Raw genomic sequence first — 24,283 nt, forward strand, 5'->3', positions numbered from 1 at the left:
TCACATCGGTGGGAAATGGATACTTGGGTGGCCGGGAGCGATCACCAACAGGAGCAGTGCGACCATCGGGATCGACGCGATCACCGGAAGGACGACTAAAAACGGATACATCCACCATCTCATTTGCTTACGATCCTTTGAAGCAACGAAAAGATGGGCCGGCAAGTACACGAACAGTCCATAGATCAAGATCCACTGGGCAAGCATCAGTGGGTTTGGACCAGAGAACATGACTTCTCCAATGAAGCCAGTGATGCCGTAGCAAATGAAGACAGCGAATGGCGATATCGCATAGCGGCTGAGCAACCATCCGAGAATGGCATATTGTGGTAAGAAAACAACGACGCTGTGGAACATGACCACATCGAGATAGTTAGCCGAGGCTGTGATATACACCTCACCAATTTCCGCTCCGAAGATGGGAGCACAATTGGTCATCGCTGTCGTGACGGCTTCACCAAGGAGAGCCATCAGCGTGGCACCCAAAAAGAACAAGAGCGGGAGGGGTTTCTGAGTGCTTTCGCCGACTTTGCTCACATAATCGCGTGAACGAAGCGAGATCAAACCGAAGAGAACGATCCAAAGAAGGTTCACTCCCCACAACATTTTGGCCATGACGCCAAGTTTCGCATTGTCGATTCCGCCCAGAGTAAGAAACGTTGTTAGCAAGAACTGCCATACAAGCAGGACGATGATGATCGATCGTTTCACTTCGTCGCGGCTCCGACTTTGAAAACTGGTGAGCCCGAAGCCTATCACCGATCAATGATTCGAATCAACATAAAGGCTCATCTTGATGCGGATCGTATTAGACGCAAAGTCGACCAAGCGTCATTCAATTCGCTCGGTCACGCAGGCGGAACAATTCGGAAGACTGCGTATCGCAGCATCCGCAAACGCAAAAAAACCTCGCGGCCCGGCAGCCCGCCGAGTTCCCCCACTGGCCGACTGCGTCGATCCTTTCGCTACGAAGTGGAGCGACAAACACCCGGCGTCGTCATCGGTCCGGTCAACGAAATCTCTGGCCGGCTATGGAACCTACACGAATTCGGTGGAATCGCTCGCAAACGCCGGCGGCTCAAACGGCATCGTTTTCGCGTTGGCCAACACGGGCCGGTTCGCTCGCTTGGCAATGGCAGATTTGTTCGCATCGAACTGCGAACCGCCGCGCAAGCCAACCGTGCTCGCCGATTGATCGACGAAGAGAACCAGCGTCGCGGTGCCGAAAAACCTCGCCGCTACCCCAAGCGACCGTTCATGAAGCCGGCGCTCGACACCCACCGAGCCCAGCTTCCCAAGTTTTGGCGGGATTCCGTCAGATAACCCCCAGAACAAATTTGTCCTGAATGGAACCCCAACTCTATGTCTGCTGAAGTCGTCCTCGGACTCGACGCCGTCCTCACCATCGATGGCGCCGAGATCAAAAACGTCAAAGACTTGACCGTCACGCTCGAGAAAGCGGAAGCCGACGCATCGACCCGCGACAACAACGGTTGGCGAGCGACCGTCGGCACGCTCAAAGACGCTTCGATCGAGTTCACAGTCCTCAACAAATCCGGCGACACCGCTTTCGGCATGTTGCAAGGACTTTGGGCCAGCGGAACACCGACCGACGTCGGCATCAGCGACGCCGGCGGATCGCTATCGCTGACCTGCGAAGTCATGAACTTCGACGTCAACCAAAATCTTGAGGAAGTCGTCTCGGCCGACGTGACGCTCAAACCGACGCAGTCGTCGTCAGGTGGTGGGATGAATGTTGGCAGTAGTGGCTAGCCAACGACGGACTACGTAGCGCATGCTGATGGGCGACATCCAGTGGCACTCAGTGACAGAAGGCGACCCGCAGTCGATTGAAAACATCAAGCTCTCGCGATCCACCACTATCTACAACGATAATGAGCTCCGATGGACCAGCCACCTCTATTGGCTCTTTGAAGGTGAAGAATAGCTCTTTTGAATCTTGGTCGTTCGTTAGCGGGGGAATTTCGTAGCCGGTATCAGTTAGAGAATCAATGCAGTCGCCAATCAATTCACTCTTTGGATCTTGGGGAGACCAACAGTGCGCCCATTCGAGTTTGCGGTTGCCTGAAACCTCAGACTGAAAATATGCTGGTAGTTCGAACAGCAGCAATTTCTTCGCCGGATCGGTGCCCAGTCTTCTGTTGTCCCGCCGATCGTTCGGAAGGATCTCAAGCTTCATACGCCGGAGCGTTGCTGGCTTGTCGAATTTAAATTTCAGTTCCAACTGTTGCGAACGTGTCTCCTTTGATGGGTTGATCTTGATTGATCCATCATCTGCGATTGAAACAGCATTACCACCTCGAACACTCGCAGCATGCGGGGTGACTACTACCCATGGCTCAACGCTGATTGATGCTCTGGCCGTCGAAGCATATTGGAGGAAATCTGCGATTTGCAGATCCCAGCGATCAAGTCCCCAAAAATAGACGCGGTATCCATCCTGTTTCAGTTTCATTCCGGATGGCACTCTGCAATGGAAGCTCCACAGTTGCATTCCTTCGTTGGCCTTTGATGATCGCTCGATGCTAATCTGAATTTCTCGCGGATGATTATCGATGGCGTCGACATATCCTTCGCTTTGATGCAGCCACTTCAATTCGTCGGTGACAGCAAAACGCACCCTGTGGCCGTTCGCGTAGATGCGTCTCGCAAGATCGAACTGGGTTTCCGAGATTTGGTCTGCTGTATCAGGGTAAAAGCTGAATCGAACTGGGGCGCCCTCAAAACCTGGCATGTCCGTAACGGTGCACTCGAACCTAACGCTACCGCCCTTATGGATTGGCTTCGGGATGGCGTCTTCGCCGAGATTGGATGATGTGACGATCGGTGGTAACCCATCCGGCATCGTTCTACTACGCAAGACAAATCGGTGGTTGTTTATCTCGCCTGGCACGATACGACTTGGAACCTCGTCGATACTTACGATCTTGTGAGCGTCGTGCGAATTGGCGATGTAGTAGTGGAAGCCTGGCTCTGGAGACGAAACAAAACGGAGCACTCCGTTTTCGTCGGTCTTCCCAATCGGGACTCCCCAAATCTCAGCGAGTGAATTTTCTTTCGCAAATACCAGTCCGGGAATCCCTCGTCCGGTGTCTCCATCAATTGCATGCAGTTCGACCAATCCTTGCTCGATTTCATCGGAGAGTGCTGGAATGCAGAAGAATAGCATCAAGCAGATAAATGGAAGACAGCGTGCCATAACGTTCGCACTTTGAAGAGTCGAATTACCACCTCTACCAGACCAGAGTATAGCAACCCGAGTTCGTTACCATGCAAAAGTTCGTTGACCGGCACGGTCGCGTTTGGATCGTTGACATCGACAACACAACGCTTCGCCGCGTGAAAACACTCACCGGCGTTCGGTTGCTCGATGCGGTCGATGGCGATTTGATCCCGCAGATGACGCAGGACTTCCTGTTGCTGGGTGAAGTCTTGTTCGCGGTCTGTAAGCCACAAGCCGACAAGGACAACGTCGACCAAGAGGTCTTCGAGTCTGGCCTGTCGGGCGATTGCCTCACCGAAGCCCGCAACTCGCTCGTCGAGGCGTTGTTGGACTTCCTCCCGGAGGACCAACGCCGTCTGCTCAGCAAAGCGGTGACGCATCAACGCGAGGTGACGGCACGCGGGATGGAGATGCTGCATCGGAAGCTCGACGATCCGACGATGGCGGACCGGATGGTCGCGGAACTCGAAGCGAATCTGGAGGTGCCCGGCTTGAACGTGAAATCTGTCACCTCGCCGGCGTCCTCGGCGTCGACCCCGGACCGCTAACGCTTCGTCAAATGGTGTGGATGGTCAACGCCCGTCGACAACACGATTGGCAACTGGCCAGCACGCTGGTGTGGATCACCGCCGAAGTCAACCGCGACCGCAAAAGACGTCGCAAACCATTCAAGCCCGACGACTTCAATCCATGCGTTACCACGCGGCCCGCGCTGGCAAAAGCGAGTGTCAAACAAGTCGCATCGCTTCTCGGTGCCAAGTTTCATCCGTCTAGCAATTAGTTCCTAACAACTAGCCACTCCCCATGTCCCAAGTTCGTGCCGGAGCTGCTTTCGTCGAACTGACGCTGAAGAATTCCGCGTTGGTGAAGGGACTGCGTTCGGCACAGAAACAGTTGTCGTCCTTCGCAGCATCCACGTCGATGATGGGCGCAAAGCTAACCGGCCTCGGCGTCGCGATGGCCGCACCGCTGGGTGACGGCATTCGCAAGTTCGCCGAATACGATGACGCGATCCGTCAAGTCGGCGCGATCACGGGAGCCACCGGCACGGCCTTCGATCGTCTGAACGCGAAAGCCAAACAACTCGGAACGACCACCAGCTTCTCCGCTGTCGAGGTTGCAAACCTTATGACCGAACTCGGCCGAGCAGGTTTTGACTCACGGCAAATTGAAGACATGACCGGGAGCGTCATGAATCTCGCTCGCGCGACCGGTACTGACGCAACGCTCGCGTCCGGCATCTTCGCCGCCGCCATTCGCCAATTCAACATGCAAGCTGGAGATGCCTCACGGGTCGCCGACGGACTGACGGCCGCCGCCAACAAGAGTTTCAACAGCGTCGAGTCGCTCGGCGAAGCACTGAAATACGCCGGCCCGGTTGCGGCCGATGCGAACATGAGCCTCGAAGAAACGCTGGCGATCCTGGGGACGCTAGGTAACGTTGGCATTCAAGGTTCGTCGGCCGGCAACGCACTGAAGCGTTTGTTGACTCTATCGGCCGCTGAATCCGAGAAGTTTCAAAAGGTGTTCGGGGTCGCGACCAAGGATGCGGCTGGCAACGCACGACCGCTTGTCGATGTCTTGGGCGAAGTCGCACAGGCCACAAAAACTCTCGGATCCTCCGATCGCGCCGCCAAGTTCAATGAAGTCTTCGGAATGCTCGGCATCACGGCCGCGTCCGCCATTGGCAAAACGGTCACCGACACGCGTGAGTTGCTCGGAGAACTGGAAGGTGCCGGTGGCATCGCGAAAAAGACCGCTGCCAAGATGGAGTCGGGACTCGGCGGTGCGTTCCGCGTTCTGTCCAGTTCCTTTGAGGCGGTCCGCATCGCCATCGGTGAAGCCCTCGAAAAACCGATCCAACGTCTCACCGAAAATATCTCGACCGCCGCGTCCGCGATGACACGATGGATCGGAGAGAACAAAAGAGTCATCCAAGTCGCCGCATTAGTCGCGGCCGGAGTCGGTGCGGCCGGTGCCGCGTTGCTAACGATCGGCTCGGCAGCCGCGGCAGCGTCGATGGCAGTCGGAGGATTGCTGGGCATCTTCTCCGCGATCGGCAGCGTCGTTGGAATGGCAGGTGCAGCAGTCGCCGCATTGCTATCGCCGATCGGATTGGTGATCGCAGGGGTCGCTGGTCTGGGCCTGTACCTTGCGAAGACGTCCGGACTGCTTTCACGAGTCTCCGAGTTCTTCAAAACCGCATTCGCTCAGATCGCCGTCGACTCGCAAGCCGCCTTCAAATCGATCGCCGCATCGTTGGCATCGGGCGACATCACCGGTGCCGCCAAAGTCATGTGGGCATACTTGCGAGGCCTTTGGAAACAAGGCGTCGCGGCTCTCTCCAACGCATGGGAACAACTCTCATCGAGCCTCGATGATTTCGCCGGTGGATTGCTGTCCGCAGTTGGCAGTTTGCTCCGCAGCACCCTAGCTTGGGCGAGCGAAAACCGAACAGCGATCCTGACTGCCGTGGCCGGCTTCGCCGCCATGAAAGTCGCTGCCACCGGCGTGGGTGCCGCAATGATCGCACTTAAAGGCATCACGCTCGGCCTGTCCGTGGCATCCAAAACTCTCGCCGCAACGTGGGCAGTTATGAAAGGCGTTGGTGCTGGCATCAAGGCCGTCTTCATCGGAATAGCTGCAGTCAAGAAAATCAACATTGCGTTGGCGGGTGTCTACGCCGCAGTCACTGGGGGATTGTCCGCCGCGTTTGGATTATTGACCGGAGCGATCAGCGCCGCAGCCGGTGCGATGGCGTTGCTGTTCTCGCCGCTTGGTCTGGTCGTCGCTGGTGTCGCCGCGCTGGGTGCCTACTTCCTCTACACATCGGGAGCCATTGGCAGCTCGATCGACTTCCTCAAAGGAGCGTTCCAGAAACTCAAAGCCGATACGATGGCCGCCTTCGGAGCGATCGCCAACGCGCTGAGAGCAGGCGACATCAATGCCGCAGTCGACGTGCTATGGTCCTACATCAAACTGCAGTGGACCAAGGGTACGACGTGGCTATCCGGCATGTGGTCACGCTTCACCGCGTACCTTTCGGACGCTTGGGGCGACGCAATTTACAAACTGGCCGATCAACTGATCCAAGGTTTTGGCGGACTACGAGCGGTCTGGAACAGCACGGTTGCCTATCTCGCTGACGGTTGGACGATCCTCACGTCCGCTGTCCAGAAAGGTTGGAACAACACGGTCGGCCTTCTGAAGAAAAGTTTCCTCAAACTCCACGAGCTGGTCGATATCGCCGGCGATGTGGCCATCCAGATCGGCGGTGTCCTGGTCAACGCGTTGGCTGGTGTCGAAGGAGCCTGGGTCGAAACGATCGACTACCTCGCTGATTCTTGGGCGGTGTTTGTCGGCGAAGTCCGCAAGATGTGGAACAGCACGGTCGGGTTCCTTCGCAAGGCGTGGGTGAAGCTCAAGTCACTCTTTGACGACGACATCAATGTTGAAGCCGAAGTGCGCAAGATCGACAACGAAACCAACGCCAACAACGCGGCCGAAGAACGCAAACGCCAAACCGCGATCGCCGGTCGCGCCGAACGACGCCGCAAGCGTAAGGCGGAGATCGAAGCGAACCGCAAGGCGATGCAGGACGATCTGCAACGTCAACTTGACGAGCGAAAGAAGTCACGCGAAGGCCGCGATCTCGACGTCGACTTCGCCGCAATCGACGCGGAAACCGAACAACAGAACGCAGCAGTTGACGTCGAACGTGACCGCCAGTTTGAGGCCAACGCGCAGGCGAACCAACAACGCATCGCCGACACCGAAGAATTTACCGCGGGCGTCCGTGAAACACTCGACGAAATGCGACGCCAGGCGAGGGCCGACGCTGCAGCCAAACGCGCCGAGCGTTCTCTCGCCGAAGCCGATCGGCAATCGAAGGTGGCCGCAGCGGAAGCCGACTTCCAGGCGGCCGTCGACAAAGCGAACGCTTTGAGGCCGGCGGAGAACGAGGAAGTATCCGAAAGCGACTCCACGTCACCACAGATTTATGACGACCTCGCCGCAGCAATTGCTGAAGCAAAGGCATCACTGGAAACCGCGCAAGCGGAAGCCGTGCTGACTGGCGAGGATGCATCAGGCGATGAGCGCATCCAAAAACTGCAAGCCGGCATCGCGGCAATGGAAGCGAAAGCCGCAGCGATCAACGAGCGTGCGGGAAAGCAAGGCAAACTCACACTTCCACCGGCCGAACTCGACAAAGACACGGTCGCATTGGAACTCGATCGCGAGGCCCAAGCCTCGATTGACAACTTCGCCGGCACGGACATTGGTGGAGCATCGAACGAATCCGTCACCGGCAAGTTCGATTCACGCGGACTGAATATCGGCAGCGGTGCGAGACGATTAGAGCCCATGGCGTTAAAACCGCCAGCGGAGAAGCTCGAACCAATCGCCGAGAAAATCGAACCCGAAGTCATCGTTGCTCCCAAGCTGCTTGTTGAGGAACCGGATAAAGACAACGAACCAGCCACAGGAGAAGAGCCGGCGAACGACTTCGCACCCGGCTTGCAGCAAATCAACGACCGCTTAATCGCGATTGGCGAATACTTGATGAAGTCCAACGAACTCCTGGCCGGTAACCAGGGGAACGTCAACGAGACCAGCGATCGACTTGGCCTCGGACTGAGCGAAGACGTCGAGCGAGCGATCGTTGAAACCGCCAACAACACTCGCAAACTGGCCGAGCAATCCAACGGTCGCGGATTGGTGTTTAGCTGATGGGGTTTTCAGCGGGAGCCTACAACTTTGCGGTCGCCGCACTATCGCCAAAGGCAACACGCGGCACCCAGAGTTCTGACGTCACATCCTACGTTGCCGACACCGGTGGCGGAGCAGTCAGTCCGGCGGCAGCCGCCGAGGCGTTGCACAGTCATCTGGTCACAGGCGACCCGAACATCGAACCCTATCTTCGTGTCGATGCCGAGCACATCAACCAGAAGTATGTCCTCGCCACCGCCAGCATCAATCGCACCAAGCTCGATCCTGTCTCGTTTAATACCACGGGAGCGACCACGCACGTCAACCAATCGCTGTCCACTCGCGGCATCTACGCCGCGCCCGGGAAGACCGCGCCTAACTATCGCGGTGCGATTGGCGTCAGTGATTCCGGCGTGTCCGGCGTTGACGTAACGGTGCCGGCCTTCGAGTTCTCGGTGCGAAAGAAGTTTGAGTTCGTCTCGACCAGTTACTTGCTGGCTTGCGTTGCGATGACGGGGCGCACGAACGGCGGACCGTGGTCGATCTTCAGTCCCGGCGAAGCTCTATTTCTTGGCGCGGAGGGCGGCGAGGACGAACAGAACTGGGTGGATATCACCTATCACTTCGCGGCGCGGCCCAATCAACCCACGCTTTCGATCGGAAATATCGGAGTCATCGACAAACGGGGCTGGGACTACCTGTGGGTAAAGCACGACGAGGAAGTCGTTGGCGACCGGGTGCTGCAAACGCCAGCGGCGGCCTACGTCGAACAGGTTTATCCCGAAGGCAACTTTTACGCATTGGGAATTTCGTAGTTGGCCAGACGTGTTCGACCCGGCGACAACCTCGAAATCACCGCGGTCGAATACAACCGACTGTTAGCGGCAGCCGAGGCGATGCACCGCAATCGGCTGCCCGGTGGCGGTGGTGCTCGCACTCACCTGCGAAACGCCGCATCTGTTCGTGTGCACAACACGTCCGGTGTGGTGGTCCCGATCGGCGGCATCGTGGGTTTCGATTCGCCGATCACGGATCCGCAAGCCGGCCCGGTGGAACTGGCTCGCTTCGTCCGCGACGCAACGATCAAAACGGTTCGCCCAACCGAAGATGAACACACCGGCCGAGTCGGTGTCGCGATTGAGCCGATCCGCGATGGCGAGGTCGGCCGAGTGGTGTTCGATGGCGTGGTTGCCGCCCAAGTCGACATCAGTGAAACCTGGCACCGCTTCGCCGACGTAGCCGAGTCCGGCGGCGATACGCTGCAATCAAAGCCCGACGGCTCGGCCCAGATCCTGTGGCGAAAAGACTCTGGTGCGACTGGACGTCAGTGGGCCGTGGTCCGTATCGGTCGACCTGCCGATCCTGTGTACATGATCAAAGTGCCCGCCGGTGGCATCGCAGCCCGACGTGGAGTGCGAACTGGTGCGGCCGACTGTGACCTGTATCAGCTGAACAACGATGGCGAGCTCGAAGCCGTCACCGACCCGGCTGGCCAGCAAGTCCGCATCACCGCTCGCAATCACTCGGCCCAGCGAATCCGCGGACCGATCAACGGCAGCGGCGAAGACCAATACCTCGTCGTCACATTTGACGGTAGACGTTCGTGGGTCATCGACCCGCCAAAGCAAACGTTGCTTTGTAAACCGACGAAACGCCTGAAAGCCAAATCATGGGGCACCGCCCGCGAATTGCGGTTTGACGGGTCGCGGTGGAGACCGATCGGCGTCAGGGTTTCGGTCTACAACGTCTGTGACTACTCGCTACTCGCGTCGCAACAGATCATCTGCCACTTCCACGAGGACACCGGTAGCTATGTGACGATCGGTTGCCGTTGTTGTGACGGTAGTAGCTCCTCGAGTTCGTCTTCCTCATCCAGTAGCTCGTCATCCAGCGTCGCGTCCTCATCCAGTTCACCCTCCTCGTCGAGTAGCCCATCGAGTAGTAGCAGTTCGTCCGTCAGCAGTAGTTCTTCGAGCAGCTCATCGAGTAGTTCATCTTCCAGTAGCTCGTCACCCAGCAGTAGCTCGCTAAGCAGCTCAAGTTCAAGCAGCATCTCGTCAAAGTCGAGCAGTTCCGCATCGTCTTCCTCGAGTCATTCATCTTCCAAATCGCCGTCTAGCCAATCCAGCAGTCCAAGCTCATCGAGCCAAACCTCGTCTTCGAGTGGTTCATCGGTTTCGAGTAAATCGTCGTCGAGCGACAGCAGCAAATTTTCCACGAGCTCGGTTTCGGACTCAAGCAGCAGTCACTCGGATAGTTCTTCGAGCGAATCAACTTCGCCAAGTAGTTCGTCGACGTCTGAATCAGCGTCATCAGCTTCCGAATCCGGTTCCTCGAACGCTTCGCTTAGCGAGGGGTCGAGCGTTCAGTCTTCGAGCAGCGATTCCTCTGGAAGCGACTCTTCAAAAAGTGGATCTTCGGGAAGTAATTCATCCGTCAGCACGTCCGATAGCACCAGCCCCACACCCACATCCAATTCCACGTCAAGCGACTCGGGAAGTAATTCGGACAGCAGCGATTCCGCAAGTGACTCTGCCAGCGAGTCCGACAGTGCATCTGACAGCCAATCAGAATCCGGGCCATCGGGATCTTGGGAACCCAGCGGATCAACCCAAAGCAGCGGTTCAGGTTCTGACTCGCTTTCGGAATCAGCCTCTGACTACAACAGCGAGTCGGAAAGCACATCGCCCCCGGAAAGCTCCGGCTCGGATGAAAGCCAACCTAGCGGGTCACCTCCGCACGAAAGTGACTCGGGCTCGACGCCTTGGTCAACCTCAACCAGCCACGCATCCGCATCATCAACGGGAAGTGACAGCGATAGCGAATCCGATTCAGCAAGCGATGGTTCTGATTCTGAATCGGATCAATCCGACTCCGGCGCATCCGGTTCGCAAGAATCAGGATCCAACGATTCCACCAGTGATGGATCACAAAGCACCCCGCCGAGCACCAGCACACTCGACGGATCATCCTCAGATCACAGCGATAGCCAACCGTCTGGCGATTCAACCTCCGTCGACTCCCGATCCGACGCAAGCGATGCCCCATCCGACGATGGGTCCAACATCGATGCCAGTAGCGATTCGCGAGACGACAGTGAGTCCGACACGCCAAGCGACTCACACGAACCCAGCGGAAGTCGTGAGGACAGCGATGATCCATCAATCGACTTCCCGTCAGGCGACAGCCGATCCGAAGACGATTCCGATGACTCGCCGTCCGAAGATGATTCAGGTGACCCGCCGTCTGGTGCCAGCAGCGAAGGTTTCAGCGAACCATGTAACAGCACTTGGGTTTGGTCCTGCGGTTGGGAACTCGTTGACAGTGATTGTGAAGATCCCGGCGAACCGCCCTCAAGCAGCGGAGCCTACGACGGAGAAGTTGCGGGGATGACTGCATGATCCATTGCCCGCATCTGACCACCGACAACGTCTGTAAAGTCGCCTCCGGCATGGCGGGCTCCCGAGCCAAAGTCACACCAGCCGCTTGCAACGCCTGTCAGAACGAATCCAACCCGCGAGCTATCAATGTCATCACGATCGGCATGGCGCTCGTTAACAAGAAGCGTCGCAAGCAAGACACCCGCGAACTGCACGCGATGCTTCGCAGCTATCTACCCGAACGCAGCGAAGAACCCGCAACGCTCAAGATCGCCGACTACCGACCTGGCCCCGGCAACGAACTCAAGAAGATGCTCGCTTGGTTCGCTCGACCGAGTGAAACCTGTAACTGCGACACCCGCGCCGACACGATGAACGATTGGGGTGTCGACGGGTGTTTGCGAAACATCGAAACGATCACGGATTGGTTACTTGAAGAAGCCGAAGCACGAGGCCTACCGCATGGACGGTTCACACGAAAGATCGCCAAATCACTCGTCCACACAGCCATTCGACGGTTCCAGAAGAAGTTCCCCGACGGCGCGCCCGAGCCAGACGACGGCGATGATCGTCAGGGAGGCGGATGACGTCCAGCTTCGACCCATAGCGTCCGCACTTCAACGGCCTGTGGCCGATTCATGCGAAGCGTTCGAATGGTTACTTCGCCAATCTCGGTCAGTCCAACGATTACCGCCCCGTCCACGGACCAATCAAAATGATCGAGCCAGGTTTCTTGTTGGGGATGGAACAAAGCAAATTCACGACCGTCATCCGTTGTGCCGCGAATACGGTTCGACTTGAACCGATTGCACGCCGGACAGGCGAGACAAAGATTTTGGAACTCTGTCGCTCCGCCTTCGGATCGCGGGACAATGTGTTCAATTTCAAAAGTCGAAACGGTCAGCGACTCGGCTGTTTGGCAGTAGGCACAGCAGGCAAAGAATCTCTCGCGAACCCGCCGTCGAAGATCGGCGGAGACATACCGGCTCACGGATTTTTGTCGTGCTGGCTGAGCGTAAATGCAGCGCGGGCTTTGAGCAAATTGAGTTCGTCAATTTGTTCGATCAAGTCGTCAAGCTCTTTGGTCTCTCCCTCGCTCAGCTTTCCGTCTGAGTTTCGAGCTAGCAAATCGTCCAAATGTGATTGTGCCTTGGGTGCTAGCAAGCCACTGGCAAGCGCCTTCAAGGCCGGCACGCTGACGTTTGACAGTAATTTCGCTTCGTTTGACATGCGAATCCCTATTTGAACCGTCGATGCTCGTCCGAGGATACCAAAAGAAATGCCTGTGAATCCATACGAAATGGATCTCATCGACCCACAAGAGTTCTGCGTCAAAGGCTCAATTGTCGAAAGATGTTTCCTCATCAACCTCGATCGACGCGAAGACCGACTCAAAGAATGGCTCCAACAACTCCCCGATCCGTGGCCACTGCCCGAACCCGAACGTTTTGCCGCGATCGACGGTCGCCGGTGTGCCACGCCTCCCCAGTGGCGAGCCGGCAACGGTGCGTGGGGCTGCTACCGATCGCACTGTTTGATTCTCGAGAAGTGTCTGATCGAGGGCATCGATTCGTACGTGGTCTTTGAAGACGACGCGGGGTTCGTCGAAGACTTTGCAGAGCGATTCCAACAATACGCCGAGGAGTTGCCGGCCGACTGGGGACTCGCTTACCTCGGCGGGCAACACCTGTTTGCCGGCAAGCATCCGCCGCAACGAATCAGCGAACACGTCTATCGACCCTACAACGTCAATCGCACGCATGCCTTCATGGTCCGCGGTCGCGAGAACATGAAGGCCCTGTACCGACATCTTCACTGGAACGATTGGCAACAGCGGCACCACATCGACCATCACCTCGGCCGTTTGACTCAGCGTCGGTACCAAGCCCTCGTTCAAGGCAAGAACATCGAGAAGGAATCGATCGCCGTCTACACGCCCGATCGCTGGATGGTGGGCCAGCTTCCGACCAAGTCGAACATCTGCGGACGAAAGTGGGAACAAACCCGTTTCTTCAACGACGCCCGCAACGCCGACCACAGTGACTCGCCATTCTTTGCCGTGCTCGGCCCGCATCGATCGGGAACCTCCTGCGTTGCCATGGTCATGCATCACCTCGGAGTTCACATGGGTAACCAATTGTCGGGCTACGAAGCCACGGGCGGAGGCGAAGCGATCGGGCTGGCTCAACTGTGTGAAAATGCGATGCGTTTCCCGGCGATCGATCCCGTTTGGCCCGATCATCAACTGACCCAGAAACTCAAGTCCTGGATCGTCCAACGCAAAGCCGAAGCCAATCGCGACAAAACGGTCGCCGGCGGTAAGTACCCGCATCTGTGTCGCTTTGCCGAACATCTGCACGCTGCTCTCGGCGACTCGCTGCGAATCATCTCAGTCGAACGGGACATTGAAGCGTCGATCAACAGCCTCAAGTCACGATCTGAAATACATCGAGGCCAATGGTTCGCCGCAACCGACGATCAATGCGAACAACTGCAGCGCAGTCTGCTGGAGCACCGCGAGCGCTTCATCGCCGAACATCCCGACGTGCCGCTCTTCCGCATCGAGTTCGCCGAACTGGTCACTTACCCCAAAGAAGCCATCCGCGACCTGATCGGGTTCCTTGGTATCGACCCCAGCGAAGAAGAGATCGCCTCGGCGATCGATCACGTGAACCCGGACCTGCGGAAGCATGGGTGATGTCAGGTACCGTTGAAAGCGGCGTCCAATTCCGCGATGTTCAGTTTCACCATGCCCATCATCGCATCGAACATCCGCTTGGTCGCCGCAGGATCGTCAGCGTCCCAGTAGTCCATCACCTTTGCCGGGACAATCTGCCAGGCGACACCGTAGCGATCGTTCAGCCACCCGCACTGGATCTCCTTGCCGCCGTCGGTCAACTTCGACCACAACGTATCGATCTCGTCCTGGTTGTCACAAGCGACAGAAAATGAAAACGCATTGCTGAAGCCGAAGTCTTGTCCGGCGTTGAGAGCACACACGGGCAAGCCGCCGAGCACGAAGTTGACGACGATCACTCCGCTGGTCGCGGGATTGTTTTGGATACTCAAGATTTGCGAGTCCGGTATGACTGAGGTGTAGAACTCGGCAGCCTCTTTCGCTTGCGTCGAGAAGGTAAGCCACGGCGTCACTTTTGTTTCAATTCTCATGGATGCAATTTCGTTCAATGAGTCGGTGATTGAGCTTGAGCGGGAAGTGGTTCGATCGGACGGATTTCGACAGTGCCTTTGCTTGCCGGAGGTAGCTTCGCGGCGATCGCGATAGCTTCATCGAGGTTGTCGACATCGAGTATGTAGTAGCCGCCAAGTTGCTCGGCGGTTTCGGCGAACGGGCCGTCGGTGATTTGTTTTTTCCCGTCACGCACTCGTACGCTGGTCGCTGTGGTGACGCTTCGTAGCGGAGCCGATTCGACCAACTTGCCCTGTTGCTTCAGCTCCTCGCTGATTCTCGACGATTCGATCATGCAGGCTTCACGCTGCTCTTGCGTCCATTCGTCTTCGCTGCCGTAGATTAATAGCATGTATTTCATGTTGAGGCTCCTTGGCCAGTTTCATCCTGAGAACTCGGCGGAATCGCAGCGGGGTCCATCCAGAGAGGTTCCCAAACATGTCCATCGAGATCTGAAAAGAAGCGACTGAACATGAAACCATGATCGAGAGACGGATTGATGTCGGCGGTTCCTCCATGTTCGCCGGCAAGTCGATTGATTGCATCGACCTCCGCTCGGCTGTCCAGGTTGAAACACAGCATTACTTCGCTTGAAGTTGTCGAGGGAATAGAGCGGTCAGTAAACGTTTTCCACTTATCGTGAGTCAGCAGCATCACATAGATCACTTCGCTCCAGACCATGCAGGCAGCCGTGTCGTCGGTGAAGTCAGGATTGTTGGTGAAGCCGATCGCTTCGTAGAAAGCCATCGACGCTTTCAAGTCGGCAACGGGGAGATTGACGAAGATGGATTTGCTCATGGATATTTCTCCGGGGCATCTAGGAGGTGCGGACTAGTCGTTCTTCTTTCGAGTGCTACGGGGTATGCAGCCCGAACATGTTGCCCTCGCTATCGATGCCGATCGCCATGAAACCGTACGGACCGATGGACGTCTTCGGACGCTCCAGCTTTCCGCCGGCCGCTTCAATCCGCGAAGCCTCGACGCCACAGTCTTCGCAACTGAAGTAAACCATCGTGCTGCCGCCACCAGCCTTGACGCCCTCCATTTTGCAAAGCGCACCGGACGCTCCTGGTGAGGTCATCGACATCGGAAAAGCCATCATCTGCAACTCGCTTGTCGGGGCTTCGAGCTTCTCGAGTTTGGTTTCCAGGACCGATTCGTAAAACCGTGTCGCACGCCCCAGGTCATCCACATAGATTTCGAACCACGGCACGGGATTGCATTTCTGCAACTGGAGCCGCATTTCCGACTCGCGCTCAAGCACTGAACCGTCCGGATCGCTATCCGCAAAGTCTTCGGCTTCGAAGAGCGGACGAATTTCAATTTCAGAAGCCTCTTTCATGGGATTGGGGCACTTCTTGACCCACTCGACCGCATGCTCCATCGAATCAACCTGCCACAGCCAGAATCCGGCGATCAACTCCGTCGTTTCAGCAAAAGGCCCATCGATCACGGTTCGCGACTCGCCCTCGAATCGGACACGCTTACCAACGGAGGTTGGCTTAAGGCCTTCGCCGGCTTTCATAATTCCCGCTTCGACGAGCTGTTCGTTGTACTGGCCCATCGCGCTGAGCAGCTCTGCACTCGGCATTTCGCCCGCTTCGCTACTCGGAGTGGCTTTTATGATGATCATGACCCGCATGTCTTAGTCCCTGGTCAAGGAGCGTTCGAAGTGAAAAAGCGTGCCATCGTTGGCGGACGCACGAGATGGTCGAATGAGACCCGACCAAATCGACAAGAGCGTCAAAAAGTTTTTGAAAACTCTTTGCCGATTAAAGCATCGAGCGACAATCGGCCAATTTTCGCCGCAAAAACCGTTGTTCGGCGGGTTTTCTGGTCAGCGTTTCAGCTCGCGCGAAGGCTTCAATTGCAGGTGCATATTTACCTGAGCGAAACAGCAACTCGCCACGAGCCGAGTGAGCCAACGCGTACCGGTCTAGTTCACCACCGTCGACGAGACGATCAATCAGGACGAGCCCAGCATCCGGGCCGCGAAGCATCGCGATTGCGACCGCACGGTTGAGTTCGATGACGGGCGATGGACGGACTCGGAGCAAGAGGTCATAGAGTGCGATGATTTGCGGCCAGTCGGTTTGATCGGATGATCCGGCGGTGGCATGCACCGCAGAAATTGCCGCTTGCAACGTATAGAAACCGAAGCGACCAGAACGCAATGATTGCTCGACCAGGTGTTGGCCTTCATCGATCATTCCTCGGTTCCACCGGCGACGATCCTGATCTTGCAACAACACAATCTCGCCGGCCTCGTCGAATCTCGCTCCGCGACGTGATTCATGCAGTAACATCAACGCGAGCAGCCCCGTGACTTCGGAATCTGGTAGTAAATCAAGAAGCAGCCGACAAAGTCGAATCGCCTCAAAGGCCAATTCATTCAGGTCTTCGCTGCTGCCCGAAGTGGACCGGTAGCCTTCGTTAAAGATCAGATAAATCACTGAGAGAACCGATTCGAGTCGCTCGGGAAGTTCGTGCGATTCAGGCACAACAAACGGCACCCCGGCATCGCGAATTTTCGTTTTGCCTCGAACGATACGCTGTGCCATCGTTTGAGTTGACGTCAAGAACGCGGCAGCGATCCTTTCGGTCGACATGCCGCAAACTTCACGCAAGGTCAGCGGCACTTGGACGGTTTCGTCGATCGCAGGATGACAGCAGGTGAAGATCATCCGCAATTGATCGTCTTCGATTGGCTGGCCTTCGCGCCGCGCGTTGGCTTGTTCGATCGCTTCGAGTCTCGCCACCACGTCGGACGTAGATTCACGAAAGCGATCACGTCTTCGGATGTGATCGATTGCCTTAAAGCGTCCCGTCGAGATGAGCCAAGAGACCGGATTGTCGGGAAGCCCTTCAACCGGCCAACGATGTGTGGCAATCGCGAACGCCTCTTGCATCGCTTCTTCGGCGAGGTCCAAGTCACGAAGTGATCCAGCCAAAGTCGCAAGGATCTGTCGCGATGATTGCTCAAAAATGCGTTCGAGTTTTAAAGGAATACTCTCGTCCATGTCATCAGTTTCGTCGACAACTCCTCAGATTGGAAGAATAGTGCCGAACCGAATTGATCGGTATCAAACTGGTTTGGCCCACAGTTGTAATCTCGGCGTGATGTACATCGCGATCGGTGGACGATCGCTCTGGCAACTTCGTCGTTCGCTGGCATCGTTGCGGCATCACTGTCCCGGCGTGCCAGTCGCGCTCTTCACGAACCAGCCCGCAGACGCCTGCCCCGAAGTCGAGTATCGCTTCGAAGTATCGGCCACTGGTGGTTATCACGTCAAACCGCGATTCATCCCTTGGCTGCCCTTTGATCGAACGATCTATCTCGACGTCGACACCGTAATCCTGAAACCGTCCGCCATCGCGCCAGCCGGCTTGTTGACCAATCAATTTGGCTACGAAGCCGCTTATGTCCACGGTGTTTCTCGTCGTTGTGACAAGGTCCGCATCTGCGGTGTGCCGTCGATGAACTCGGGCGTTGTCATGCTGCGGAAATGCCCGCGAGTCCTCACAGCCCTGGCACACTGGCGACGCATCTACCGCGGTGGCAACGACGAGATCCTGCTTACGAAGTCACTACTTCTTCATCGCGTTACCAGCTACGTGTTGCCGGCCGAATGGAACTGCCGTGCCCGCGACCAAGTGCGTCACCATTCCGCAATCCGCATCACCCACCATCGCCATGTGTTGAGACTGGTCCAGTCTGACGGATCTGTGCCTGAAGAATTGCTCAAGCGATGGTGGGAGACCGGAATCGCCCAACCCACGGGAGCTTCGCTGGCGTGAGCATCTCACTTTCGGAAATCACGTTCTGCATCAAGACCATCCACCGGCCCTGGTCCTGTCATCGCTTGGTCGAGTCACTGCGCAACCACTTCAGCGACCCCAACATCATTGTGGTTGATGACGGCGAACCCGAGAGACGATTCATTGCCCGATACCCAGACACCGCCGCCCACTGCAAAAGCATTCACACCGAGACTCCCGACATTGGGGTTGGAGTTGGTCGCAACCTAGCCGTCGACGCCGTCAGCACCGAGTACATGTTTTTGCTCGACGACGATCATGTCGTCACCGAGAACTTGAACTTCGATCGAGTCCAGAAACGCTTCGTCGAACTCGATATCGACATCCTGGGAGTCCGCCAAGGTTCCGGTGGCCGGCCGACGATGCTATCGAAACTGATGAACGGCAATCGGATTTGGATGCACCGTGGCGAAACCCGCCGTAACGGCTACGTCGCGTGGTGCGACATGTCATCCAACGCCTTTCTCGCCCGCACCGAAACCATCCGTGCGCTGCGATGGGACGAAGCCATCAAGACGTTCGAGCACTGGGAGTTCTTTTACCGGGCCAAACTCGCCGGACTGAAAGTCGCGGTCGCCGGCGATTGCTTCATCAAGCACGCCCACGTCGAATCCGCCGACTATCGAGTCCTTCGCAAGCGAGCCAAGTTCCGCTCGCTGGGACTCCGCAAACACGGTTTCCATTCCATGCGACTCCCCGGAGGCCAAGTTGTCCGTGCGTGATCATCTCACCTTTTGCATCAAGACGATCCATCGGCCGCAGTGTTGTGCGGCATTGGTGCGGAGCATCCACCAGCACTATGGCAAAGATCGGCCCAGCATTCACGTCCTCGACGATGGCAAGCCTGAACTGCGTTTCTCGGTGAACTGCCCCGCTGAAGCGGCAATGGTCGATCGGTTGATCGAAACCGAGTACGACATTGGTCTATCCGCCGGTCGCAATCGGTTGCTGGATTCTGGCGATTCTCCCGTCGTCGTGTTCGCCGACGACGATCACTTGGTCACGCAGCAAACACGCCTTCCTGATTTGGTCCGCAAACTCGATCAGCATCACGATCTCGACTTGCTTGCCGGGCTTTCAAATCATCAGGAACGCCCCAAGATGATGCGTGTCCAACGCAAGACGATGCGTATTCCGCAAGGCCATTACAAGAAACGCGGTTCGATTCGCTGGTGTCACTACGTCGGCAACTGCTTTATCGCTTACCGCGACATTGTTCAAGCGATCCGCTGGGACGAGTCGCTCAAGGTCGAAGAACACTGGGACTTCTTTTGGCGATGCAAGCTCGCCGGCGTTAATGTGGCCTGCGACATCGCCCATTCGTTCAAGCACGAACACGTCGATCCGCAGGGCTATCAGCGTCGTCGCCCCGAGTTTCAACGAACTGCACTGCGCAAACACGGATTGGAGCGAGTGATTTGGCGATGATCGAACTGCCCGCGTTGGAGTACCACGTTGCGCATGGTTGTAACGTATCGTGCCAGCAGTGCAGTCACTACTCGAACTTTCATGTCGCCGGCAAACTGCCCGCGATCGAAGACGCGGAAGCCGACTATGCAAGGTGGTCGCATCGCTTGAAGCCACGGCGGTTCGCGCTGCTCGGTGGTGAGCCGCTGTTGAATCCAAACGTGGTGCAACACATCCAGCTTGCGAGGCAGCACTGGGGTGAAAGTAGCTTGATGCTCGTCACCAATGGCTTCTTCCTACATCGGTTTCCCGAACTACCGATAGTCCTACTTGAATCTGATTGCCGACTCGAGGTCAGCCAGCACGGAACGCACGACGAATACGTCAAACGCTTTCGCGAAGTGAAACGGCTCGTTTGGCGATGGCGCGAAGAGTACCCCGGCATCAATATCAAGATCCGAAAATCGCATCGCGGTTGGATGCGGCAATACAACATCGAGAACGGCAAGCCCATTCCTTTCCGATCGAAACCAGCCGCAGCCTACCGCGTCTGCATGCAAAGGACGTGCACGCAACTCTTCCGATCGATGTTGTTCAAGTGCCCCGCCCTCGCCTACTTCAGTCAACTGGAATCCAAACTGAAGCTACACGACCTTCCGCAGTGGCAACTCTTTCGCGATTACCAAGCCTGTTCGCCAGAAGCTAACGACGACGAAGTTCGCGAGTTCTTACAAACCAAAGCGATCCCACAGTGCAGTCTTTGTCCATCGCGCCGAACCAAGTTCGTCCACCCCAATCCAATGCAACGGAGTGCCCTGCAATGACATCGCCATTTGAACCCGAGATGCCACCGCCTCCATTCGTTCCCCCGTTCGATCCGCCGGGATCCGAACCACCGTACATCCCCGAAGGCAGCTCAACTGACGACGACGGTTCCAGTGACGACCTCGGATCTCGCCCCGACTGGTGGCCCGACGATTGGCCGTGGCCGCCTGAACCCGACGAGCCTGTAGAGATCCTAGCGCCGCCACCGATCCACGTCTGGCCGCGACTGCCGCCCGATCACCCCTACCACGTTCCGCCGGGTCACTCCGCGCCAGACAATCTGCCGCCAGGCCACCCCGGCGAGTACTATCCAGGCATGCCGCCCGATCCGGTCATCTAACCAGTCGAGGAAGGCACGGGGTCAATTGGCGACGAGAGCCAGCCCTGATTGCTGTCACTCTTGCCAATATTGAGGCTGATCGAGAGCGGTGCAGCAGCGAACAGTTCCTTCGTTGCTTTCGATCGCTCCCGGTTGCAGTTCCTTGACCATCCATGCATCGGCATTCTTGGGCAAGATGGGATATGGAGCGTCGAAGCCCTGTGCGCCAGCCGGTGCAAAGCCGAATCGCGAGTAGTAGTCGGGGTAGCCAAGGACAAAGACTAAGGCGACGCCCTGGGATTCGAGTTGGGTGATTGCTTCGTTGACTAGCTTCGTGCCAAGTCCGGTCTTTTGATGTCCGGACGCGACCGCAAGTGGAGCGAGTATCTGTGCAGACACGTCACGTGTTTCGATCCAAACTGCTGTGAAGAGCACGTGTGCAACAATCGCATCGCCTTGCATGGCAACGAATGAATGGATTGGTTCTGCCGTTGGATCGTCGAGCATCTCGGCTACGAGCGAAGAAATGATCTCGCCTTCTTCACCGAAAGCATCACGGTGGACAGAGAGAATCTGGTCGCGGTCTTCCGGCGTGGCCAAACGAAAGGCCATTTCATTTGGATTCATGTTCATCGGTTTGGTCTATGGATTTCATCTTCGCTTGGGTCTTCGACATCGCATTGTACGATCTTGGACTTTCTGAAATCGTGCGAGTACAAATGCGGCGACAGGTTCGTTTGACTTCTGTGCGAAACGTGGCAGAGTTTTCTCTAGGCGAACGAAATGATCTCGCCGGCAAACGCATCTCGTTTTGCAAAAGCAAAATTTTTCGCGAACCATCGGTTATCAACCGCGTCTATTACCCCTGAACTGGCCAACGTCGGTCCATCAGCGTCACACCCAGACAAGCGAGTAAGAGCTTTCTGATGTTTACCAAACAGCAATCAAATCAACTCGAACGGATAAACGAAGGGATTGCCTTCGGCGGTAGCGATTGGCGCGGTGTGAACGAACACTTAGCCAGTACGTTTCTGCCCGGAAATTGCCCGTATCGATTGCTCACGTGACACTCGCTTCAAGCGAATTGCTTTCTACATGAAGGCTCGGTGTCACGCAGGCATCGAGCCTTTTTTCGTGTCCAAATCGGGACAAACCCAACAAGCCAACATGGGCTGGTAGCTGAGACGGTCTAGCGGCGGTCTGAAGAACCGCAGACGAGGATTCGAGCGCCTCCCGGCCCACTGACAAGGAAGATATGCGCCAACGGAATCGGCAACACACATCGGATACAGGTGCAGATGGAAGCACGCCTGCTTTGGGAGCAGGAGGGTCTCGGTTCGACTCCGAGGTGTCCGACTTGAATGGGAACCACATGGTAGTCGAGGGCTGGTTGCCCAAACTCGGCTGATAACCGAGTCGCGCTGAGTTCAATTCCCAGGGCTACCACTTACGTCAACAACACGAAGGAGAACGAAACATGCTTCAGCGATTGAAACGCATACCCCAGATCGATCTTGGGGTTGTGGTGTAACTGGCAGCATGACGGACTTCGGGCACCGACGCAGGACGCGTTGGTCGTCGTGTAGGCGAGAGTTCGAATCTCTCCGGCCCCACTTACGGCGCGTGGCTCAGTGGTAAGAGCGGCGTCCTTATAAGACGAGGGTTGAAGGTTCGATTCCTTCCGCGCCGATCGACAACGAACAATTTGGGATTGTGGCAGACAAGGTAATGCATCGGTCTCTTAAACCGACTCATGTGAGTTCGATTCTCACCGGTCCCACTTAAGTAGCAAACAGCCTTTAGCGATTAGCTTTTAGCAAGAAACGGATTTGCTAATCGCTAGACGCTAACTGCTAACCGCTCACTCAGCACTGATCGTCTAGCGGGAAGATACCTCCGTCGTAACGAGGGGACGTCGGTTCGATTCCGACTCGGTGCTCTTGGATGCTTCGTGCATCCGTGATCTTTGACAATTTGGTTGTGATGCATTTTGCGCCCATGGTGTAGTGGTAACCCATCTGCTTGCCATGCAGAAGACGCGAGTTCAATTCTCGCTGGGCGCTCTTGTTATCAGGGTGTGGGAAAGTTTGGCAATCCGCGTGCTTCGGGTGCACGAGACCGCTGGTTCAAATCCAGCCATCCTGACTGTTGAGATAAGAATCCGGTGTGGCCCAATCGGTAGGGCGGCTCCCTGTTAAGGAGACGAGTGATGGTTCGAGCCCATCCACCGGAGCTTGCAGTGATTGCAAATTCTCTCCGGCGCGTAGACGCGACGCGGGCCTTTGAAGCCCGCAGGTCGGGTGCGATTCCCGGACGGAGTGCTGAAGATCGTTTTACACCGAGGCGGCAACTGTTGGTCGTTGCACCTGGCTCTGAACCAGGCAAACACAGGTTCGATTCCTGTCCGCGGCGCTGTGGCCAGATCTGGTGCTGGTTTCCAGAGACTCACTGTGAATGAGTTTGTCGCCGGTTCAATTCCGGTTGGTCACCTTTTGTAAATGCAGCATTCGACTACTTGCTGATGCTGCGGGAACGATTCACTGCGGTTGAACGCAGCATGTTTTTATTGGGTTGGAATTTTATTGATGGTGCCGGCGTTCCGTTTAGTTAATCAGTTCTTCGTTGATTAAACATCCAGACCCACGTCTCATCGGATCGGTAGGCTGGAACCCAACTATTATGTCCCACGCCTTTGTATTCAGTGTACTTCAACGATCCGCCGGCCGCCTTTATCGCTTCCACCATCGAGCGGCTGTAGTCTGGTGGTACTGTTTTGTCTTCGTCTCCGTGGAACACCCAGAACGGAGTCCCAATCATTTTGTCTGCGTCTTTGGGAAACCATCCACCAGCTACGGGAATTGCTGCCGCGAAAGTATCAGGCCGAGCTGAAACGGCACCGAAGGTCCCAACACCTCCCATCGACTGCCCAGTCACGTATATGCGTGAAAGGTCGATGGGATGATGTTTGACTAGGGCATCCATTGCAGCAATTGTGGCGGGAAGCATCGCCTTGGTCTCTTTTAGTTTCCCTGCTTCGCTTTCCAGGCCCTCAGGAAAAGCCCAGTGTCCTTGGTCGGTGGAAGCGGGCGCCATGACAAAACATGGAAAGCGTTCTCTTGCTGCATCGGAGCTCAATTTAGTCGCGGCCGCCGTGTGTCCGCCACGACCGTGTAGCGTCAACACGAGAGGATACTTCTTGTCCTTCAGAATTGTGGCAGGAGACATCAACCAATAACTGATCTTCGTCCCGTCTTCAGCCTCGAAAACTGCCTTTGCGAAATGTTTGTTCGTCGTCGGTGGCTTGTCGTTCACAGGTTGAGCACTGGACTCACCCGGTAGGCACATGACGGTCAGAAACAGAACCGTAGAGATGGCGTTTCGCATGCTTCCTC

At 56.4% G+C, this 24,283-nt stretch carries 27 protein-coding genes, 8 tRNA genes and 1 pseudogene; 20 read left to right on the plus strand and 16 right to left on the minus strand.

All coding sequences use genetic code 11. The features are described 5' to 3' along the window. Both HFP54_RS11180 and HFP54_RS11185 read right to left on the minus strand, forming a co-directional pair. Nucleotides 1-711 carry a hypothetical protein gene (locus HFP54_RS11180; RefSeq protein ID WP_168565156.1) on the minus strand — a complete coding sequence of 237 codons (711 nt, stop codon included), beginning with the start codon at nucleotides 709-711 and terminating at the stop codon, nucleotides 1-3. 327 nt (nucleotides 712-1,038) lie between these two features. Then, nucleotides 1,039-1,584 (minus strand): hypothetical protein, encoded by a 546-nt coding sequence (locus HFP54_RS11185; RefSeq protein WP_168565157.1) that lies wholly within the window; start codon nucleotides 1,582-1,584, stop codon nucleotides 1,039-1,041. On the opposite strand from HFP54_RS11185, the gene HFP54_RS11190 reads away from it, so the two are divergent. Then, a complete protein-coding gene (locus tag HFP54_RS11190) occupies nucleotides 1,576-1,773 on the plus strand; it encodes a hypothetical protein (RefSeq protein ID WP_168565158.1) in 198 nt (65 codons plus the stop codon). The genes HFP54_RS11185 and HFP54_RS11190 overlap by 9 nt on opposite strands. Nucleotides 1,774-1,822: 49 nt before the next feature. Here HFP54_RS11190 and HFP54_RS11195 read toward each other — a convergent pair whose 3' ends face one another. Beyond that, on the minus strand, nucleotides 1,823-3,190 hold the full coding sequence (locus HFP54_RS11195; protein WP_168565159.1) for a hypothetical protein: 1,368 nt from the start codon (nucleotides 3,188-3,190) through the stop codon (nucleotides 1,823-1,825). Between the two features lie 170 nt (nucleotides 3,191-3,360). Between HFP54_RS11195 and HFP54_RS11200 the strand changes: the two genes are divergently transcribed. The 4 genes from HFP54_RS11200 (at nucleotide 3,361) to HFP54_RS11215 (ending at nucleotide 8,769) form a co-directional block, all read left to right on the plus strand. Further along, complete coding sequence (locus HFP54_RS11200; protein WP_168565160.1) at nucleotides 3,361-3,792, plus strand: hypothetical protein; 432 nt, start codon at nucleotides 3,361-3,363, stop codon at nucleotides 3,790-3,792. A 20-nt stretch (nucleotides 3,793-3,812) separates the two neighbouring features. Then, nucleotides 3,813-4,025, plus strand: coding sequence for a hypothetical protein (locus HFP54_RS11205; protein ID WP_168565161.1), 213 nt, complete (start codon nucleotides 3,813-3,815; stop codon nucleotides 4,023-4,025). A 176-nt stretch (nucleotides 4,026-4,201) separates the two neighbouring features. Further along, nucleotides 4,202-7,975 carry a phage tail tape measure protein gene (locus tag HFP54_RS25595; RefSeq protein ID WP_527249672.1) on the plus strand — a complete coding sequence of 1,258 codons (3,774 nt, stop codon included), beginning with the start codon at nucleotides 4,202-4,204 and terminating at the stop codon, nucleotides 7,973-7,975. Nucleotides 7,976-8,118: 143 nt separating this feature from the next. Beyond that, nucleotides 8,119-8,769 carry a hypothetical protein gene (locus tag HFP54_RS11215; protein WP_168565163.1) on the plus strand — a complete coding sequence of 217 codons (651 nt, stop codon included), beginning with the start codon at nucleotides 8,119-8,121 and terminating at the stop codon, nucleotides 8,767-8,769. A 63-nt stretch (nucleotides 8,770-8,832) separates the two neighbouring features. Here the strand turns inward: HFP54_RS11215 and HFP54_RS11220 are convergent, their stop codons facing one another. The 3 genes from HFP54_RS11220 to HFP54_RS25960 form a co-directional block, all read right to left on the minus strand. Beyond that, nucleotides 8,833-9,219 carry a hypothetical protein gene (locus HFP54_RS11220; protein WP_168565164.1) on the minus strand — a complete coding sequence of 129 codons (387 nt, stop codon included), beginning with the start codon at nucleotides 9,217-9,219 and terminating at the stop codon, nucleotides 8,833-8,835. A gap of 545 nt (nucleotides 9,220-9,764) precedes the next feature. Continuing rightward, complete coding sequence (locus HFP54_RS25225; RefSeq protein ID WP_206036139.1) at nucleotides 9,765-10,007, minus strand: hypothetical protein; 243 nt, start codon at nucleotides 10,005-10,007, stop codon at nucleotides 9,765-9,767. A 39-nt stretch (nucleotides 10,008-10,046) separates the two neighbouring features. Beyond that, nucleotides 10,047-10,172 (minus strand): hypothetical protein, encoded by a 126-nt coding sequence (locus HFP54_RS25960; protein WP_261346838.1) that lies wholly within the window; start codon nucleotides 10,170-10,172, stop codon nucleotides 10,047-10,049. Between the two features lie 1,179 nt (nucleotides 10,173-11,351). Between HFP54_RS25960 and HFP54_RS11230 the strand changes: the two genes are divergently transcribed. Next, nucleotides 11,352-11,921, plus strand: a complete 570-nt coding sequence (locus HFP54_RS11230; RefSeq protein ID WP_168565165.1) for a hypothetical protein — start codon at nucleotides 11,352-11,354, stop codon at nucleotides 11,919-11,921. Here the strand turns inward: HFP54_RS11230 and HFP54_RS26400 are convergent. Then, nucleotides 11,906-12,325: an HNH endonuclease gene (locus tag HFP54_RS26400; protein WP_168565166.1), complete on the minus strand. Its 420-nt coding sequence runs from the start codon at nucleotides 12,323-12,325 to the stop codon at nucleotides 11,906-11,908. The two genes, HFP54_RS11230 and HFP54_RS26400, sit on opposite strands and share 16 nt — an antisense overlap. Further along, nucleotides 12,322-12,564, minus strand: coding sequence for a hypothetical protein (locus tag HFP54_RS11240; protein WP_168565167.1), 243 nt, complete (start codon nucleotides 12,562-12,564; stop codon nucleotides 12,322-12,324). The genes HFP54_RS26400 and HFP54_RS11240 overlap by 4 nt, the downstream gene beginning before the upstream one ends. Nucleotides 12,565-12,634: 70 nt before the next feature. Here HFP54_RS11240 and HFP54_RS11245 point away from each other — a divergent pair, with 70 nt between their 5' ends. Next, on the plus strand, nucleotides 12,635-14,032 hold the full coding sequence (locus HFP54_RS11245; protein WP_206036162.1) for a glycosyltransferase family 25 protein: 1,398 nt from the start codon (nucleotides 12,635-12,637) through the stop codon (nucleotides 14,030-14,032). Between the two features lie 2 nt (nucleotides 14,033-14,034). On the opposite strand, the gene HFP54_RS11250 is transcribed toward HFP54_RS11245, so the two are convergent. The 6 genes and pseudogenes from HFP54_RS11250 to HFP54_RS11270 all read right to left on the minus strand — a co-directional run bounded on the left by HFP54_RS11250 (nucleotide 14,035) and on the right by HFP54_RS11270 (nucleotide 17,541). Beyond that, the gene (locus tag HFP54_RS11250; RefSeq protein WP_206036140.1) at nucleotides 14,035-14,520 is read right to left on the minus strand and encodes a VOC family protein; all 486 of its coding nucleotides are present in this window, start codon (nucleotides 14,518-14,520) and stop codon (nucleotides 14,035-14,037) included. Then, nucleotides 14,517-14,882: a YciI family protein gene (locus HFP54_RS11255; protein WP_168565168.1), complete on the minus strand. Its 366-nt coding sequence runs from the start codon at nucleotides 14,880-14,882 to the stop codon at nucleotides 14,517-14,519. The genes HFP54_RS11250 and HFP54_RS11255 overlap by 4 nt, the downstream gene beginning before the upstream one ends. After that, a complete protein-coding gene (locus tag HFP54_RS11260; protein ID WP_168565169.1) occupies nucleotides 14,879-15,319 on the minus strand; it encodes a VOC family protein in 441 nt (146 codons plus the stop codon). Before HFP54_RS11260 ends, HFP54_RS11255 begins: the two co-directional genes overlap by 4 nt. 55 nt (nucleotides 15,320-15,374) lie before the next feature. Further along, complete coding sequence (locus HFP54_RS26405) at nucleotides 15,375-15,764, minus strand: VOC family protein (protein ID WP_206036163.1); 390 nt, start codon at nucleotides 15,762-15,764, stop codon at nucleotides 15,375-15,377. Then, a pseudogene (locus HFP54_RS26410) lies at nucleotides 15,747-16,163 on the minus strand (YciI family protein); the annotation flags it as partial. The gene HFP54_RS26405 and the pseudogene HFP54_RS26410, both read right to left, overlap by 18 nt. Before the next feature lie 130 nt (nucleotides 16,164-16,293). Next, nucleotides 16,294-17,541 (minus strand): RNA polymerase sigma factor, encoded by a 1,248-nt coding sequence (locus tag HFP54_RS11270; protein WP_168565171.1) that lies wholly within the window; start codon nucleotides 17,539-17,541, stop codon nucleotides 16,294-16,296. A 40-nt stretch (nucleotides 17,542-17,581) separates the two neighbouring features. Between HFP54_RS11270 and HFP54_RS11275 the strand changes: the two genes are divergently transcribed. From HFP54_RS11275 to HFP54_RS11295, 5 genes are read left to right on the plus strand one after another with little or no spacing between them, the layout of a single operon-like run. Continuing rightward, nucleotides 17,582-18,319, plus strand: coding sequence for a hypothetical protein (locus HFP54_RS11275; protein ID WP_168565172.1), 738 nt, complete (start codon nucleotides 17,582-17,584; stop codon nucleotides 18,317-18,319). After that, on the plus strand, nucleotides 18,316-19,062 hold the full coding sequence (locus HFP54_RS11280; RefSeq protein WP_315853877.1) for a glycosyltransferase family 2 protein: 747 nt from the start codon (nucleotides 18,316-18,318) through the stop codon (nucleotides 19,060-19,062). The genes HFP54_RS11275 and HFP54_RS11280 overlap by 4 nt, the downstream gene beginning before the upstream one ends. Then, nucleotides 19,055-19,768: a glycosyltransferase family 2 protein gene (locus HFP54_RS11285; RefSeq protein ID WP_168565174.1), complete on the plus strand. Its 714-nt coding sequence runs from the start codon at nucleotides 19,055-19,057 to the stop codon at nucleotides 19,766-19,768. The genes HFP54_RS11280 and HFP54_RS11285 overlap by 8 nt, the downstream gene beginning before the upstream one ends. After that, complete coding sequence (locus HFP54_RS11290) at nucleotides 19,765-20,571, plus strand: radical SAM family protein (protein ID WP_168565175.1); 807 nt, start codon at nucleotides 19,765-19,767, stop codon at nucleotides 20,569-20,571. Before HFP54_RS11285 ends, HFP54_RS11290 begins: the two co-directional genes overlap by 4 nt. Further along, complete coding sequence (locus tag HFP54_RS11295; RefSeq protein ID WP_168565176.1) at nucleotides 20,568-20,912, plus strand: hypothetical protein; 345 nt, start codon at nucleotides 20,568-20,570, stop codon at nucleotides 20,910-20,912. The genes HFP54_RS11290 and HFP54_RS11295 overlap by 4 nt, the downstream gene beginning before the upstream one ends. 54 nt (nucleotides 20,913-20,966) lie before the next feature. On the opposite strand, the gene HFP54_RS11300 is transcribed toward HFP54_RS11295, so the two are convergent. After that, complete coding sequence (locus HFP54_RS11300; RefSeq protein WP_235951576.1) at nucleotides 20,967-21,524, minus strand: GNAT family N-acetyltransferase; 558 nt, start codon at nucleotides 21,522-21,524, stop codon at nucleotides 20,967-20,969. A 536-nt stretch (nucleotides 21,525-22,060) separates the two neighbouring features. On the opposite strand from HFP54_RS11300, the gene HFP54_RS11305 reads away from it, so the two are divergent. The 8 genes from HFP54_RS11305 to HFP54_RS11340 all read left to right on the plus strand — a co-directional run bounded on the left by HFP54_RS11305 (nucleotide 22,061) and on the right by HFP54_RS11340 (nucleotide 23,124). Then, nucleotides 22,061-22,132: transfer RNA gene (locus HFP54_RS11305), tRNA-Phe, on the plus strand. A gap of 42 nt (nucleotides 22,133-22,174) precedes the next feature. Beyond that, nucleotides 22,175-22,247, plus strand: a tRNA-Pro gene (locus HFP54_RS11310). 261 nt (nucleotides 22,248-22,508) lie between these two features. Beyond that, a tRNA-Ile gene (locus tag HFP54_RS11315) sits at nucleotides 22,509-22,581 on the plus strand. A gap of 17 nt (nucleotides 22,582-22,598) precedes the next feature. Next, nucleotides 22,599-22,671: transfer RNA gene (locus HFP54_RS11320), tRNA-Lys, on the plus strand. An 88-nt stretch (nucleotides 22,672-22,759) separates the two neighbouring features. Continuing rightward, a tRNA-Thr gene (locus tag HFP54_RS11325) sits at nucleotides 22,760-22,830 on the plus strand. A 53-nt stretch (nucleotides 22,831-22,883) separates the two neighbouring features. Next, nucleotides 22,884-22,954: transfer RNA gene (locus HFP54_RS11330), tRNA-Gly, on the plus strand. Between the two features lie 8 nt (nucleotides 22,955-22,962). Continuing rightward, nucleotides 22,963-23,036, plus strand: a tRNA-Pro gene (locus tag HFP54_RS11335). Nucleotides 23,037-23,051: 15 nt separating this feature from the next. Further along, a tRNA-Asn gene (locus HFP54_RS11340) sits at nucleotides 23,052-23,124 on the plus strand. Between the two features lie 374 nt (nucleotides 23,125-23,498). Here HFP54_RS11340 and HFP54_RS11345 read toward each other — a convergent pair. Then, complete coding sequence (locus HFP54_RS11345; protein WP_168565178.1) at nucleotides 23,499-24,275, minus strand: carboxylesterase family protein; 777 nt, start codon at nucleotides 24,273-24,275, stop codon at nucleotides 23,499-23,501. Nucleotides 24,276-24,283 lie beyond the last annotated feature (8 nt).

It is taken from the genome of Crateriforma spongiae (assembly GCF_012290005.1).
GTDB classification, from domain to species: Bacteria; Planctomycetota; Planctomycetia; order Pirellulales; family Pirellulaceae; genus Crateriforma; species Crateriforma spongiae.

What these genes read in the sequence shown, in the direction of transcription:
- HFP54_RS11190 (WP_168565158.1), top strand. Translation starts at nt 1,576, where the DNA reads ATGTTGCAAGGACTTTGGGCCAGCGGAACACCGACCGACGTCGGCATC.
- HFP54_RS11195 (WP_168565159.1), bottom strand. Translation starts at nt 3,190, where the DNA reads ATGCTATTCTTCTGCATTCCAGCACTCTCCGATGAAATCGAGCAAGGA.
- HFP54_RS11205 (WP_168565161.1), top strand. Translation starts at nt 3,813, where the DNA reads ATGGTCAACGCCCGTCGACAACACGATTGGCAACTGGCCAGCACGCTG.
- HFP54_RS25595 (WP_527249672.1), top strand. Translation starts at nt 4,202, where the DNA reads ATGGCCGCACCGCTGGGTGACGGCATTCGCAAGTTCGCCGAATACGAT.
- HFP54_RS25225 (WP_206036139.1), bottom strand. Translation starts at nt 10,007, where the DNA reads ATGCTGCTTGAACTTGAGCTGCTTAGCGAGCTACTGCTGGGTGACGAG.
- HFP54_RS11230 (WP_168565165.1), top strand. Translation starts at nt 11,352, where the DNA reads ATGATCCATTGCCCGCATCTGACCACCGACAACGTCTGTAAAGTCGCC.
- HFP54_RS11240 (WP_168565167.1), bottom strand. Translation starts at nt 12,564, where the DNA reads ATGTCAAACGAAGCGAAATTACTGTCAAACGTCAGCGTGCCGGCCTTG.
- HFP54_RS11245 (WP_206036162.1), top strand. Translation starts at nt 12,635, where the DNA reads ATGGATCTCATCGACCCACAAGAGTTCTGCGTCAAAGGCTCAATTGTC.
- HFP54_RS11255 (WP_168565168.1), bottom strand. Translation starts at nt 14,882, where the DNA reads ATGAAATACATGCTATTAATCTACGGCAGCGAAGACGAATGGACGCAA.
- HFP54_RS11260 (WP_168565169.1), bottom strand. Translation starts at nt 15,319, where the DNA reads ATGAGCAAATCCATCTTCGTCAATCTCCCCGTTGCCGACTTGAAAGCG.
- HFP54_RS26405 (WP_206036163.1), bottom strand. Translation starts at nt 15,764, where the DNA reads ATGCGGCTCCAGTTGCAGAAATGCAATCCCGTGCCGTGGTTCGAAATC.
- HFP54_RS11270 (WP_168565171.1), bottom strand. Translation starts at nt 17,541, where the DNA reads ATGGACGAGAGTATTCCTTTAAAACTCGAACGCATTTTTGAGCAATCA.
- HFP54_RS11290 (WP_168565175.1), top strand. Translation starts at nt 19,765, where the DNA reads ATGATCGAACTGCCCGCGTTGGAGTACCACGTTGCGCATGGTTGTAAC.
- HFP54_RS11295 (WP_168565176.1), top strand. Translation starts at nt 20,568, where the DNA reads ATGACATCGCCATTTGAACCCGAGATGCCACCGCCTCCATTCGTTCCC.
- HFP54_RS11300 (WP_235951576.1), bottom strand. Translation starts at nt 21,524, where the DNA reads ATGAACATGAATCCAAATGAAATGGCCTTTCGTTTGGCCACGCCGGAA.
- HFP54_RS11345 (WP_168565178.1), bottom strand. Translation starts at nt 24,275, where the DNA reads ATGCGAAACGCCATCTCTACGGTTCTGTTTCTGACCGTCATGTGCCTA.